The organism is Curtobacterium sp. MCBA15_013 (assembly GCF_001865095.1).
Lineage (GTDB): Bacteria > Actinomycetota > Actinomycetes > Actinomycetales > Microbacteriaceae > Curtobacterium.
Map to the genome: position 1 here is coordinate 3816 of NZ_MJGQ01000015.1, position 13237 is coordinate 17052.

Here is a 13237-nt window from a genome sequence, read left to right on the forward strand (position 1 = left end):
TCGCCGAGGTCGACCTCGGCGCGACCGACGTGCACGTCGTCGACCCCGGCCCGGTCCCGGAGGACGTCGACGCCACGCTCGACCTGGTCGAGGCGAACGTCGGCGTGGCCGTCCTCCCCCAGTCCCTCTTCCGTGCCGCGAGCCGCAAGGAGCTCGTCAGCCGCACGCTCGCGGGCTCGCCCGGCACCCGGATCGTGCTCGTCTGGCGTTCCGAGGACGCCACCGAGACCACCGAGGAGTTCATCGGCGTGGTCCGCGGGCGCACCGCGAACAGTTCGCGGGGTGACCAGGACCAGCCAGGAGGCGCGGCTCCCGACCCGAAGGACGGGTCGCGTCCGGCGAAGGGCGGCGGCAAGGCCGCACCGTCGAACGCGAAGACGGTCGCGAAGCGCGGCGCCACCAAGGGCACCGGTGGCAAGAGCGGCGGCGGGAAGAACTCGACCGGTCGCGGGCGTGTGCAGCGCGGCATGAAGGGCAAGCCGAAGCGCGGGTCGAAGGGCAACCGGTGACGGACACGCACCTCGTCGCGATGCCGGCCGAGCGACTGCCCGGGTGGCTCGACCGCACGATGGCGGAGTACGTCGAGTCACGCATCCGGGCGGGCGAGACGCGGGAGCGCGCCGAAGCGAACAAGCAGCAGTCCCTCGACAAGTGGTTCCCCGACGGAACGCCGCTGCCCGAGCACTTCGTCTGGGACGTCCTCGACGACGCCGACGCCGTGGTCGGGTACCTCTGGATCGGCCCGTTCGCACCGGGCAGCACCGACTGGTGGGTGTTCGACGTCGAGATCGACGAGCCGCACCGACGCAGGGGGCACGCCCGCCGAGCGCTCGAGCAGGCGCACGAGGTCGCCCGCGCGAACGGCGCCCGGACCATCGGCCTGAACGTGTTCGGGTACAACACGGGCGCGCAGGACCTCTACGAGCGACTCGGCTACGGCGTCACCGCGACGCAGATGCAGCTCCCGCTCGACTGACTCAGCGCATCACGGCCGCGGCCGCCCGCGCCACCCGGTCACCACGTGCCGCTTCCGCTGCGGCACGCGCCTCGGTCACGATCCGGGTGTCCGCCCGGACGGCCGAACCCGCGTCGAACGGGGGCTGCGGGTCGTACTCGATCTGGAGCTGGATCGCCTCGGCTGCAGGCTGCCCGGCCAGTTCGGCCGCGAGCCAGAGCGCCATGTCGATGCCGGCGCTCACCCCGGCCGCGGTGACGACGGCCCCGTCGTCCACGACACGGTCGTCGACCGGCTGCGCACCGAACGCCGCGAGCATCGGCTTCGATGCCCAGTGCGTCGTCGCGCGCTTGCCGGCGAGCAACCCCGCCGCGCCGATGACGAACGCGCCGGTGCACACCGAGGTCACCCAGGTGGCGCGCTCGGCCTCGCGCCGGACGAACGCGACCACCGCGGGGTCGAGCATCGCGTCGAAGGCGCCGTCGCCGCCGGGGACGACGAGCACGTCGGCCGGGCTGGCATCAGCGATGGTCGTGGTCGGTACGAGCGACAGCCCGCAGTCGCTCGGTACCGGGTCGAGCGTCGCCGCGACGTACTCGACGCGGGCTCCCGGGACGCGGCACAGCACCTGCGCCGGCCCGGTCAGGTCGAGCTGCGTCAGGCCGGGGAACATCAGGAACGCGATCCGGATCTCGGCCGGGTCGTGCTCGGGGGTGCCGGCACCGGGGTCGTCGGACGGCTCGGGCGTCGGCACCTCGGCGTCGAGGGGCACCTCCACCACCTCGGCCTCGACCGGGTGGACGGGGCGGACGCGCGGGTTCTCGGAGCTCATGCCGCGACCCTAGCCCTGCACCGTCGGCACCGTCGGGGTCAGCTCCAGACGCCGGAGGTCCCCCGGCGGTGGCTGCCGACGAGGTGCGTGTCGACGATGCCGAGCGCCTCCATCAGCGCGTACATCGTCGTGGGCCCGACGAAGGCGAAGCCCCGCTTCCGGAGCGCCTTCGACAGTGCGACGGACTCGTCCGACTTCGTCGGGACGTCGGCGTACGTGACCGGCTCGGGCGTCGTCGCCGGCCGGAACGACCACACGAAGTCGGCCAGGCCGCCGTCCTCGCGCAGGGCGATCGTGGCGTTCGCGTTGGTGATCGTCGCGAGGATCTTCGCCCGGTTCCGCACGATGCCAACGTCGGCCATGAGCCGTGCGACATCGTCCTCGCCGAACGCCTGGACCGTGTCGGCGTCGAAGTCCGCGAACGCTGCCCGGAACGCCGGACGCTTCGCGAGGATCGTCCGCCACGACAGCCCGGACTGGAACGCCTCGAGCGACAGGCGTTCGAACACTCCGCGCTCGTCGCGCACGGGCATGCCCCACTCGGTGTCGTAGTAGTCGCGCAACAGCTCGTCACTCGAGGCCCACACGGGCCGGGCGAGGCCGTCGTCACCCACGACGAGGTCGGACGGGGCAGCGGCGACGGACTCGGAGCTCATGGCACCATCCTGGCCGTCGCCGCCGACACCCGCCGCCGACACCCGTCGTCGCTCACTCGGCGGGCGGACCGTCCTGCGCTGCCTGCGGGTCCATCCACACGTACTCCCAGCGGTGCCCGTCGGGGTCGACGAAGCTCCGCTGGTACATGAACCCGAGGTCCATCTCGGGGCGGTCCTCGGAGCCACCGGCGGCGACCGCTGCGTCGACGATCCGGTGCACCTCGTCCTTGGAGTCGGCGCTGAGCGAGTTGATGACCTCGATCGTGTCGGCGTCGGCGATGGTCTTCGTGGTGAACTCCGCGAACTTGGCGTGGGTGAGCACCATGACGTAGATGGTGTCGCTCACCACGACGCACGCCGCGGTGTCGTCGCTGAACGCCGGGTTGATCGAGTAGCCGAGGGCCTCGTAGAACGCCTTCGAGCGCTCGAGGTCGGCGACGGGCAGGTTGATGAAGACCATCGTGTCCATGGGGAGGATCCTTTCGTCGTGCTCAACCTGGCGCGCCCGGGATCGGAGCGCAACCGTTTCATCGGCGAAGCAACCGGTACGCAATATACTGGCTCGATGCAGACGGCGTACGTCGACGAGTCCGAGCCCGGCGGCGGTCGCGACCACACCGCGTACGTGATGGCCGCGGTGGTCGTGCACGACCGGGAGCGCGACGACGTCCGCGCCGGGATCCGAGCCGCGACGCCCCGTCGGATGCGGAAGCTGCACTGGTACGAAGCGCTGCACGCGCAGCGGATCTCGTGGCTCGAACTCCTGCGTCGCGCGGTCGCGGTCGTCGTCGTCCGCTACGACGGGGCGGCCGCGCGCGTCGAACGCCGACGGCGCCACTGTCTCGAACGCCTGGTGTGGGAACTCGAACAACGCGGGGTCGGGGAGATCGTCATCGAGTCCCGCGGACGGACCCACGACGACGCCGACCGATCGATGTTCGATGCGCTCCGACGCCGAGGGGTCGGGCGCTCGGTCCGCCACGAGCACGTGCGCCCGGACGACGAGCCGCTGGTCGCGCTGGCCGACCTGGCGTGCGGCGCACACGTCGCCGCGCTCGACCACGAGTTCGACGGATCGGTCGTCCGCGTGCCGTGACCCGAGCCGGACAGCGCAAAACCCCGGTCCCGCGCTGGCTGCAGGATGCTCCGGGGCTCACTTCCGACCGAGCAGCACGCGGTCGACATATCAATACTAGGACCGCCGCCGAACTGCCGTCAACCGGCACCGAGACGGACGGGAGGCGCGGTGCCAGCCGGCACCGCGCCTCCCGTCCGTCGGTCTGTTCAGCTGGTCACGCGAGCTCGCGGCCCTCGCCGGCCGCCTTCTGGTGCTCCTCGGCCTCGGCCTGGCCGATGATGTCCTCCGCCGGGACGGGGTTCAGCCGGTCCCAGAGGAAGAAGAGCAGCCCGCCGACGAGCATCGACAACCCGACCCACAGGTTGATGTGGATGCCACCGGTCTTCTCGGGGTCGGTGTTCCAGTGCACGATGCCGACGATGGTCACGATGACGCCGTACAGGACGAACAGGCCACCGAGGATGCGACGCAGGTCGAGTCGGCGGGTGGAGCGGACGAGGGCGGCCTTCTGCTCCTCGGTCATGGCGGTGTTGGTGTCGCTCATGGGAGATCTCCTTCGCGGGTCTTCGCGGGCCTAGAGGAACGGGAGGTAGAGGACGACGCACAGGATCAGTGCGACGGTGCCGAGCAGCGCCGGGGAGCGGTACCAGGCGGTGTCGGTCGCGACGGAGTCGCTGTGCAGGTCGATCTTGCCGACGCCGTACACCAGCCCGCCGAGCTCCTTCTCGTCCTTCGGCTTCGTGACCATCGACACGACGAACCCGACGACGAGCACGGTGACGAACGAGATGATCGCGCCGTAGAGGGTCTCGGCGGTCGCGGTGGCGAACAGGTCCGGGTTGACGAGGTACGCGATCCACGTGATCGTCGGCGTCACGATGCCGAGGATGTAGCCCCACAGCGCGCCGGCGGTGGTCATCCGCTTCCAGAGCAGCCCGAGGATGAACACGGCGAACAGCGGCGCGTTGAAGAACGAGAACAGCGTCTGCATGTACGTCATGATGTTCGACGCCTGCGCGGCGATGAACGCGGTCGCGATGCCGACGAGCACGCCGACGACGGTGACCCAGCGCCCGGTCTTCAGGTAGTGCACGTCGGGCATGTTCGGCTTGATGTAGCGCTGCCAGATGTCGTACGTGAAGACGGTGTTGAACGACGACACGTTCGCCGCCATACCGGCCATGAACGAGGCGAGGAGACCCGTGACCGCGACGCCGAGCACACCGGTCGGCAGGTACATCTGGATGAGCTTCGGGATCGCGTCGTTGTAGTCCAGGGCACCCGAGGCGAACTGGTTGCCCACGACTGCCGCGGCGATGAGGCCGGGGATGACGACGATCGCGGGGATGAAGAGCTTCGGGATCGCGGCGATGAGCGGGGTGCGGCGGGCGGCGGACATGTTCTTCGCCGAGAACGCGCGCTGCACCTCGGTGAAGTTCGTCGTCCAGTAGCCGAAGCCGAGGACGAACCCGAGGCCGAGCACGATCGCGAGCCAGTTCGCACCGATCGGGTTCGTGACGTCGCCGAAGCCGGTGCCGGCCCACGCCTGCAGGTGCTGCACGCCCTGGGTCTCGGTGATGGCCTTCGAGAGGCCGCTCCAGCCACCGACGCGGTGCAGACCGACGATCGTCAGCGGGATGAGGCCGGCGATGATCACGAAGAACTGCATGACCTCGTTGTAGATCGCGCTGGAGAGCCCGCCGAGGGTGATGTAGACGAGCACGAAGCCCGCGGACACGATGATCGCGAGCCACTCCGGCCAGCCGAGCATCGCCTCGATGACGATGGCCATGGCGTAGAGGTTGATGCCGGCGATGAGCACGTTCGACACCGCGAACGCGATCGAGTTCACCAGGTGCGGGGCCTTGCCGAAGCGGCGGAGCATGAACTCCGGCACGCTGCGGACCTTGGACCCGTAGTAGAAGGGCATCATCACGAGCCCGAGGAACACCATGGCCGGCACGGCACCGACCAGGTAGTAGTGCAGGGTCGCCATGCCGATCTGGGCACCGTTGGCGGCCATGCCGAGGATCTCGGTCGCGCCGAGGTTCGCGGACACGAACGCGAGGCCCGTGATCCACGCGGGCATCGAGCGGCCCGACAGGAAGAAGTCCATGCTCGTCCGGACCTGCTTCCGGGCGGTGAAACCGATCCCGATGACGACCGCGAAGTACACGATGATCATCAGGTAGTCGACCCAGCCCAGATCGAGCCGGATCCCGTTGTTCGCTGCAGCGAGAACCATTCAAACTCCACGTCAGTGTGTTGCGATCGACAACTCCGCCGACCCGGACGGGAACGTTACACCGAATTGTGACCGTTCACATAGCCGAGGTATGCATCGCACCCGCAATGCGACTGCGGGCGCTCGGTAGGCTCCTGCCATGACCGAGCAGCCGCGCATCCTCGTCCTCAACGGCCCGAACCTCGACATCCTCGGACGGCGCGACCCGGACCAGTACGGCACGGTGACGCTCGCCGAGATCGAGGCGATCGTGCACACCGAGGCCGCGGTGCACGAGCTCGAGGCGGACTTCCGGCAGACGAACCGCGAGGGCGAGCTCGTCGAGTGGCTGCACGAGGCACTCGACGACTTCGTGGGCGTGGTGATCAACCCCGCCGCCTACGCGCACACCTCGGTCGCACTGCACGATGCGGTCGAGGCACTGTCGGTACCGGTCGTCGAGGTCCACCTCTCGAACACGTGGAAGCGGGAGCCGTTCCGGCACGTCGACCACGTCGCGACGGCCGCGACGGCCGTCATCGCCGGCGCCGGTGCGGACGGCTACCGCCTGGCGGTCGCGCACGTCGCGTCGCTGCTCGGCTGAGTCGGGTCCAGGAGGCGCGGGTCGGGCGTGCACCGCGCCTCCCGTCCGAGCGCTGGAACGTTCCGTCCGTGCGGATCGCGCGCTATGTTCTTATGTATGGACAAAGTGCGCATCGGGCTCGTCGGCTACGGCATCGGCGGGCGGGCCTTCCACCGGCCGTTCCTGACGGACGCCGAGGGGACCGACCTGGTGGGCGTCGTGGCGCGCTCGTCCGACAAGCGGGAACAGCTCGCGTCCGACCTGCCCGGCGTCCCCGTGCACGACTCGCTCGGCGACCTGCTGGCGGCCGGGCTCGACGCCGTCGTGATCACCACTCCCCCGTCGACCCGGCGCGACCTCGTGCTCGAAGCGGTCGCGGCCGGCGTCGCCGTGGTCGCGGACAAGCCGTTCGCACCCGATCCGTCGACCGCACGCGAGCTCCGCGACGCCGCCGCGCAGGCCGGGGTCGTCATCGCGCCCTTCCACAACCGCCGGTGGGACACCGACCTCGTGACGCTGCGCGGGGTCCTCGAGGACGGACGGGTCGGCACGCCGCTGCGGTTCTGGTCGCGGTTCGACCTGGTCGAACGCGAGGGCATCGCGACCGGCGTCGGGGGCGGCGTGCTCTCGGACATCGGGTCGCACCTGGTCGACCAGGCGGTGTCGCTGTTCGGACCGATCTCGCGGGTGTCGTGCACGCTCGACGTCCGGGACGCCCGCGCGCTCGGACGCGACCAGGACGGCGACATCGATGCCGGGTTCACCCTGACGGCGACGCACGGCTCCGGCGTGGAGTCCGTCCTGACGTCGAACAAGGCGGGCTGGCTGGGCGCTCGTCGCCTGCGCGTGGACGGGGTCGACGGGACGTACGAGGCCTCGAGCACCGACGTGCAGGCGCAGGCCGCGGTCGCGGGGCACGCACCGGCCGACGACCGTGCCGGGTGGGGCGTCGAGCCGGCCGGCGGGACGCTCACGACGGCGGCGGGGTCGGTCGAGGTCCCGTCGTCGCAGAGCTCGTACACGGACTACTACGAGCGGTTCGCGCGTGCGGTCCGGGGACTCGGGCCGGTGCCGGTGCCCGCGGATGACGCCGTGCACGTGGTGGACGTCCTCGACGCAGCGCGTCGCTCGGCGGCATCGGGCGAGACGATCGCGGTCCCCGCGCCCTGACGCGTGCGCTGCGCCGCCGCACGGCGGGCTCCGGATCAGAAGTCGGCGGGGCGCCGGACCTCGGTGGCGGCAGCGGTGGCGAAGCCCCCGCGGATGATCGGGAGCGCCCGCTGCACGGCCTGGTCGATGCGGAGCTCGAGGTCGACGTTCGCGATGTCGTAGCCACCCTCGCGCTTGGCGAAGTCCCGCTCGTTGCCGAAGACGCCGATCGGCAGCGTCGTCGACTGGAAGAAGCCGAACAGCGGCCGCATCTGGTGCTCGACGAGCAGGGCGTGCCGATCGCTCCCACCGGTCGCGGTGAGCAGCACCGGGGTGTCGACGAGGTCGTACTGCCCGATCCAGTCGAAGAAGAGCTTGAACGCACCGGAGTACGCGGCGCGGAACGCCGGGCTGCCGACGACGAGGACGTCCGCCGCCTCGACCGTCTCGAGCGCGCGTCGCGTGCGGTCCGACATCGCCTCGCGGGACGGTGCCGCGCCGAGGTCGGCGAGCAGCGGCCCGATCTCGACGGTCTCGGTGCGGGCGTCGTCGATCTCCTGCCCGAGGCGCGCCACCGTCGCAGCCACCAGGGTGGACGTCCGCGAGGGGTCCGAGGGGCTGCCACTGACGCCGACGACGAGTTCTCCGCTCATGTGCTCGATGCTCACACGCCGGGACTCCCGTCGGTCGGCGTGTGACGGCATGTGTCGGGTTCCAGCGCCGCCGCGTACCGTCCGCGCCATGCAGACGTTCTTGCCGTACCCGGACTTCCGCGCCTCGGCCGAGGTGCTCGACGACCGGCGGCTCGGCAAGCAACGGGTCGAGACGCTGCAGGTGATGCGGGCACTGACGCTGCCGGACTACGGCTGGCAGCACCACCCCGTCGTGGCGATGTGGCGTGGGTACCGTCCGGCGCTGATGGCGTACCAGCAGGCCACGTGCCGCGCGTGGACCGACCGCGGGTACGCCGACACCTGTCTGGAGAAGACCCTCGCCGACCTCGCGCTCGTCCCCGAGGACCTCGACGCGTACGAGCGGGCCGACTACCCGGTGCCGTCGTGGAACGCGGACCCCGCCGTGCACCGCTCGCACCGGTCGAAGCTCGTGCAGAAGGCGCCGGAGCACTACCGGCCGCTGTTCCCCGACGTGCCGGACGACCTCGACTACGTGTGGCCGGGGACGGTCGCGTCCGTGCCGCGCTGACGACGCGTCCTCCTCGTCACCTCAGGCGATCGGGGTCCAGCGACCGCCGTCACGGCGGGTGACCGCGACGGACCGCACCTCGGCCGTCGCTCGCAGCCCGGTGGCCGCGTGCTCGGCGACGGCATCGGCCACGTCGTCCGACGGCGACTCGAACCGGACCACTGCGCACGGGACACTGCCCAGCAGACGGACATCCCGCGCCTCGACCACCACGAGCTCGGCGACGAGCCGGGCGGCCTCGGGGAGCACGGCGTCCGGGGCGGTGCCGGGTGCGAGCGCTCCGACGGCGAGGGTCACACGGTAGGAGGGCACGGTCCCACGCTAGTGCGAGCGCCCGGGCTCGTGGGCGCGGAGCAGCGCACCGGGACCCGCCGTGGGCACAGGGGGTTCGGGCATCGCACAGGGGAAGCGACGCCCGCGCCCACGACGGGTCACAGGTGCTGCGGAGCACGACGAATCAGGGGGTGTCGTGCCCCGCGCCGGACGCAGGTCAGGGAACCTGGTCCGGCTCGTCGCACCGGCGAGTCCGCAGGGGTCGGACTCGACGGTGCTGGTCCTCAAGGGTGTTCGGTGTCCTCTCGGTACCGGTCCGTCTCGGTCGGTGCGGGCATCGACCGTCGGGCCGCGGCGGGTCGGACCATGGGGAGCAGGGCACTCCCGATGGTCGCCAGTGCTCCGACGACGGCGATGAGCCCGAGCGGGGCGGTGCCGAGGTCGTGCTGCGCGGCCAGGACGAGCGCGAGGACGGTCGCGGGTGCGGGGAGGAGCTGGACCGCCCGGAAGTGGTCCTCCTGCCGGACCCGAGTCGTCATCGCGTTTGCCATGTGAACACTCTGGCGCACTTCGCCGGTCCGCAAAAGGGGGGACACGACCCCACTCATGGAGTAGAACGTCTAGTACACCCTCGTCGGGTGTCAGGCGAGCGCGCGGACGGTCGCGACGGCTGCGGCGACGGCATCGACGACCACCGGGACGTCCGCCGCGGTCAGGCCGGCGTCGAACGTCAGGCGCAGCGCCGTCCGGGCGACCTCGTCGGACAGGCCGAGCGCCGTGAGCACGTGCGAGGCCTCGGTGCTGCCGGCCGCGCAGGCGCTCCCGGACGACGACACGACGTCGCGCTCCTCGAGCTCGAGCAGGACCGTCTCGCCGTTCACCCCGGGGAAGCAGAACGACGCGTGGCCGGGCAGCCGCGACGTCCGCGACCCGGTGACGAACGCCCCGGGCACCGACCGGAGCACCCCGTCGAGCACGGCGTCCCGGGTGGCGGTCGCGGTCCGGGCCGCGTCGTCCCGGCCCGCGGCGACGAGCGCGACGGCCGTGGCGACGCCGACGGCACCCGCGACGTCCTCGGTGCCGGAGCGTCTCCCCCGCTCCTGTCCCCCACCGTGCAGCAGCGGTTCGAGCGCCACGCCGGACCGGACGGCGAGCACGCCGGTGCCCTTCGGTGCGCCGAGCTTGTGCCCGGACACCGACACCGCGTCGACGCCGAGCACGTCGAGTCCGACCGGGAGCCACGGCGCCGACTGGACGGCGTCGGTGTGGAACCGGGCCCCGACGGCGTGGGCGACCGCGGCGAGCGCCGGCACGTCCTGCACCGTCCCGATCTCGTTGTCGGCGTGTGCGATCGAGACGAGGGTGGTGTCGGGGCGGAGCGCTGCCGCGAGGACGTCCGGGTCGACGACCCCCTCGCGGTCGACCGGCAGGACCGTGACGTCGAACCCGTGGAACCGTTCGAGGTACCGGCAGCTCTCGAGCACCGCCTCGTGCTCGATCGCGCTGGTGACGACGTGGCGACCGCGGGGGGACGCCAGGGCGATGCCCTTCACCGCGGTGTTCGCACCCTCGGTCCCGCCGGTGGTGAACACGACCTCGGCCGGGCGGCACCCGAGCACTGCAGCGACGGTGGCGCGGGCGTCGGCGAGGCCACGGGCTGCGGCGTCGCCGACCCCGTGCGTGGAGGACGGGTTGCCGAAGGTCCCGGTGAGGTACGGCCACATCGCCTCGAGCACCTCGCGGCGCACGGGCGTCGTGGCCGCGCGGTCCAGGTAGAACACGTCAGACGCGGGTGCCGACGGCCACGTCGACGTCGAGCCCGAGGTCGAGTGCCCGTGCCGAGTGGGTGAGCGCCCCGACGGAGATCACGTCGACCCCGGTGGCGGCGATCGCGGCGACGGTGTCGAGGGACACCCCGCCGGAGGCCTCGACGAGGGCTCGCCCGGCGACGACCTGGATGCCGGCCTCGAGCTGGTCGGTGGTGAAGTTGTCGAGCATGATCGTGTCGACGCCGGCCGCCACGACGGGCTCGATCTGGTCGATGCGGTCCACCTCGACCTCGAGGTGGACGGTGTGCCCGAGCCGCTCGCGGGCCGCGGCGATCGCGTCCCCGATGCCGATCCCGCCGGCGAGGAGCACGGCGAGGTGGTTGTCCTTCGCGAGCACGGCGTCGGACAGCGAGGTCCGGTGGTTGTGCCCGCCGCCGCACCGCACGGCGTACCGCTCCAGGGCCCGCAGGCCGGGCGTGGTCTTGCGGGTGTCGACGATCCGGGCACCGGTGCCGGCGACGGCCGCCACGTAGGTCGCGGTCGCCGTGGCGATGCCGGACATCCGCTGGGCAAGGTTCAGTGCGACCCGCTCGGCACGGAGGACCGACCGGGCGGGACCGCTCACGGTCGCGAGGACGTCGCCCGCGGTGAACCGGCTGCCGTCCGGCACGTGCAGGACCGCGTCGATCGTCGGGTCGACCGCGTGCATCACGGCGACGAACACGTCGCCCCCGCTGAGGACGCCGGGCTCGCGCGCCGCCAGGGTCGCGGTCGCCGTGGCGTCTGCGGGGATGAGCGTCTCGCTCGTGACGTCGCCCCAGGGGGCGTCCTCCTCGAGCGCGGTGTCGATGACGCGTCGGAGGGCGTGCGGGGGGATCGTTCCGGGGTCGACGGTCATGCGGGTACCTCCTGCGGGACGGTGGCGTGCTGGGCGACCCACGCGCGGGACGCGGGGGCTGCTGGATCGGTGTCGGGGTGGTCGGTGCGGGCGTGGGAACCGCGGGACTCGGTCCGGGCCTCGGCGGCGAGCACCGTGACCCGGGCGAGGTCGAGCAGTGCCCGGTCCTCGAGGTCGCGGACGCCGGTCGGCTCGGGCGCGACGAGGGCGGCCAGGTCGCGTCGTGCGCTCGCGAGACCGCTCGCGTCGCGGAGGAGCCCGACCCGGTCCGTCATGACGGACTGGACCGCCTGGCGGACGTCGGCGGCGTCGGTGGGTCGAGCCGCGCCTCCTGGCAGCAGGGGACGGGAGGCGCGGATCACGTCGGTCGCACTCGGCACGCTGGTGACGGGGAGACCCGCGTCGCCGCGCAGGCGGAGTCTGCCGGGTCGCGGCACGTCGAGCGCGTCCGCTGCGCGGACCGCGAAGACGAGTCCTTCGAGCAGCGAGTTCGACGCGAGCCGGTTGGCGCCGTGGACGCCCGTGCAGGCGACCTCGCCGATCGCGAGGAGGCCGGGCAGGCTCGTCCGTCCCTCGGCGTCGGTGGCGACCCCGCCCATCGAGTAGTGCGCGGCCGGGGAGACGGGGACGCCCTCGCGGGTCCAGTCGAAGCCGGCGGACCGGGTGGCGCGGGTGAGCCCGGGGAAGCGCCGGACGAGGAAGGCGGGGTCGAGGCCGGTCGCGTCGAGGAGCACGGGCCCTCCGTCCTGCGCCCGGACGGCGGCCGCGATGCCCCGGGCGACGACGTCGCGGGGGGCGAGCTCGGCGTCGGGGTGGACGTCCACCATGAAGCGGTGCCCTCGTGCGTCACGGAGCACCGCTCCCTCGCCGCGGACCGCCTCGGAGACGAGCCCGCCGCCGGGGACCGCGAGGCGGGTCGGGTGGAACTGCACGAACTCGAGGTCGGCCAGCACGGCACCGGCACGCCAGGCGGCTGCCTGCCCGTCGCCCGTCGCGACGAGCGGGTTGGTGGTCTCGCGGAACAGGTGCCCGGCGCCACCGGACGCGAGCACGACGGCGTCCGCGTCGATCCGCCGGGGTTCGCCGAGGAGGTCGAGGACGTCGACCCCGACGACCGAGCCGTCCCGGACCACGAGGTCGACGAGGCAGGTCCGTTCGAGGATGGTGACGTGCCGGCGGTGCAGGGCGGCGATGAGGGTGCGCTCGATGGCGGCCCCGGTCGCGTCGCCGTCGGCGTGCACGACGCGCCACCGGCCGTGCGCTGCCTCGCGCCCGCGGGCCAGGTCGTCGCCGTACCGGTCGAGGCTCGTCGGGTCGGTGGTGCGGTCGAAGGGGACGCCGAGCGACAGCAGGTCCCGCACCCGCGCGGGGCCGTCGGTGCAGAGCACCTCGACGGCGCGGGCGTCGGCGCTGCCCGCTGCCGCCACGTGGGTGTCCGCCTGGTGGAGCGAGGCGGAGTCGTCGGCGCCGAGCGCGACGGCGACGCCTCCCTGCGCGTACGCCGTCGCGCCGTCGGCGAGCGCGCCCTTCGTCACCAGGGTGACGTCGTGACGGGCACTCGCGCGGATCGCTGCGGTGAGTCCGGCGATGCCGGAGCCGACGATGACGACGTGCACG

The 13237-nt window shown here is 72.2% G+C and carries 17 protein-coding genes; 6 read left to right on the forward strand and 11 right to left on the reverse strand.

Annotated elements, in window-relative coordinates; genetic code table 11:
• Together BIV01_RS09485 and BIV01_RS09490 are read left to right on the forward strand one after the other, a co-directional pair.
• A partial coding sequence (locus BIV01_RS09485; RefSeq protein WP_254791815.1) for a LysR substrate-binding domain-containing protein occupies window positions 1-509 on the forward strand: 509 nt, incomplete at its 5' end.
• Window positions 506-976: a GNAT family N-acetyltransferase gene (locus BIV01_RS09490; protein ID WP_083413920.1), complete on the forward strand. Its 471-nt coding sequence runs from the start codon at window positions 506-508 to the stop codon at window positions 974-976. The genes BIV01_RS09485 and BIV01_RS09490, both read left to right, overlap by 4 nt.
• A 1-nt stretch (window position 977) precedes the next feature.
• Here the strand turns inward: BIV01_RS09490 and BIV01_RS09495 are convergent, their stop codons facing one another.
• The 3 genes from BIV01_RS09495 to BIV01_RS09505 are packed head-to-tail and all read right to left on the reverse strand — an operon-like array spanning window position 978 to window position 2912.
• Entirely contained in the window at window positions 978-1787 is an 810-nt protein-coding gene (locus BIV01_RS09495; protein WP_254791816.1) for a DJ-1/PfpI family protein, read from the reverse strand.
• A gap of 38 nt (window positions 1788-1825) precedes the next feature.
• Window positions 1826-2443 carry a DNA-3-methyladenine glycosylase I gene (locus BIV01_RS09500; RefSeq protein WP_071302877.1) on the reverse strand — a complete coding sequence of 206 codons (618 nt, stop codon included), beginning with the start codon at window positions 2441-2443 and terminating at the stop codon, window positions 1826-1828.
• 52 nt (window positions 2444-2495) lie between these two features.
• On the reverse strand, window positions 2496-2912 hold the full coding sequence (locus BIV01_RS09505; protein WP_071296396.1) for a VOC family protein: 417 nt from the start codon (window positions 2910-2912) through the stop codon (window positions 2496-2498).
• 96 nt (window positions 2913-3008) lie between these two features.
• On the opposite strand from BIV01_RS09505, the gene BIV01_RS09510 reads away from it, so the two are divergent.
• Window positions 3009-3539 (forward strand): DUF3800 domain-containing protein, encoded by a 531-nt coding sequence (locus BIV01_RS09510; protein ID WP_071302664.1) that lies wholly within the window; start codon window positions 3009-3011, stop codon window positions 3537-3539.
• A 196-nt stretch (window positions 3540-3735) separates the two neighbouring features.
• Here BIV01_RS09510 and BIV01_RS09515 read toward each other — a convergent pair whose 3' ends face one another.
• Both BIV01_RS09515 and BIV01_RS09520 read right to left on the reverse strand, forming a co-directional pair.
• Window positions 3736-4065 carry a hypothetical protein gene (locus BIV01_RS09515; protein ID WP_071294543.1) on the reverse strand — a complete coding sequence of 110 codons (330 nt, stop codon included), beginning with the start codon at window positions 4063-4065 and terminating at the stop codon, window positions 3736-3738.
• 30 nt (window positions 4066-4095) lie between these two features.
• Window positions 4096-5766, reverse strand: coding sequence for a sodium:solute symporter family protein (locus BIV01_RS09520; protein WP_071294544.1), 1671 nt, complete (start codon window positions 5764-5766; stop codon window positions 4096-4098).
• Window positions 5767-5905: 139 nt separating this feature from the next.
• Between BIV01_RS09520 and aroQ the strand changes: the two genes are divergently transcribed.
• Both aroQ and BIV01_RS09530 read left to right on the forward strand, forming a co-directional pair.
• Window positions 5906-6349, forward strand: coding sequence for a type II 3-dehydroquinate dehydratase (gene aroQ / locus BIV01_RS09525; protein ID WP_070418316.1), 444 nt, complete (start codon window positions 5906-5908; stop codon window positions 6347-6349).
• A gap of 96 nt (window positions 6350-6445) precedes the next feature.
• Window positions 6446-7498 carry a Gfo/Idh/MocA family oxidoreductase gene (locus BIV01_RS09530; protein ID WP_071302665.1) on the forward strand — a complete coding sequence of 351 codons (1053 nt, stop codon included), beginning with the start codon at window positions 6446-6448 and terminating at the stop codon, window positions 7496-7498.
• Between the two features lie 35 nt (window positions 7499-7533).
• Here the strand turns inward: BIV01_RS09530 and BIV01_RS09535 are convergent, their stop codons facing one another.
• Entirely contained in the window at window positions 7534-8130 is a 597-nt protein-coding gene (locus BIV01_RS09535) for an NAD(P)H-dependent oxidoreductase (protein WP_071294594.1), read from the reverse strand.
• Between the two features lie 88 nt (window positions 8131-8218).
• On the opposite strand from BIV01_RS09535, the gene BIV01_RS09540 reads away from it, so the two are divergent.
• A complete protein-coding gene (locus BIV01_RS09540) occupies window positions 8219-8680 on the forward strand; it encodes an MSMEG_6728 family protein (RefSeq protein ID WP_071302666.1) in 462 nt (153 codons plus the stop codon).
• Between the two features lie 21 nt (window positions 8681-8701).
• Here BIV01_RS09540 and BIV01_RS09545 read toward each other — a convergent pair whose 3' ends face one another.
• From BIV01_RS09545 to nadB, 5 genes are all read right to left on the reverse strand, one after another.
• Window positions 8702-8992 (reverse strand): hypothetical protein, encoded by a 291-nt coding sequence (locus BIV01_RS09545; RefSeq protein WP_071302667.1) that lies wholly within the window; start codon window positions 8990-8992, stop codon window positions 8702-8704.
• Between the two features lie 245 nt (window positions 8993-9237).
• Complete coding sequence (locus tag BIV01_RS09550) at window positions 9238-9504, reverse strand: hypothetical protein (protein WP_070418313.1); 267 nt, start codon at window positions 9502-9504, stop codon at window positions 9238-9240.
• 90 nt (window positions 9505-9594) lie between these two features.
• The gene (locus BIV01_RS09555) at window positions 9595-10734 is read right to left on the reverse strand and encodes a cysteine desulfurase family protein (RefSeq protein ID WP_071302668.1); all 1140 of its coding nucleotides are present in this window, start codon (window positions 10732-10734) and stop codon (window positions 9595-9597) included.
• A 1-nt stretch (window position 10735) separates the two neighbouring features.
• On the reverse strand, window positions 10736-11620 hold the full coding sequence (nadC, locus tag BIV01_RS09560) for a carboxylating nicotinate-nucleotide diphosphorylase (RefSeq protein WP_071302669.1): 885 nt from the start codon (window positions 11618-11620) through the stop codon (window positions 10736-10738).
• Window positions 11617-13236, reverse strand: coding sequence for an L-aspartate oxidase (nadB, locus tag BIV01_RS09565; protein WP_071302670.1), 1620 nt, complete (start codon window positions 13234-13236; stop codon window positions 11617-11619). Before nadB ends, nadC begins: the two co-directional genes overlap by 4 nt.
• Window position 13237: the final 1 nt, after the last annotated feature.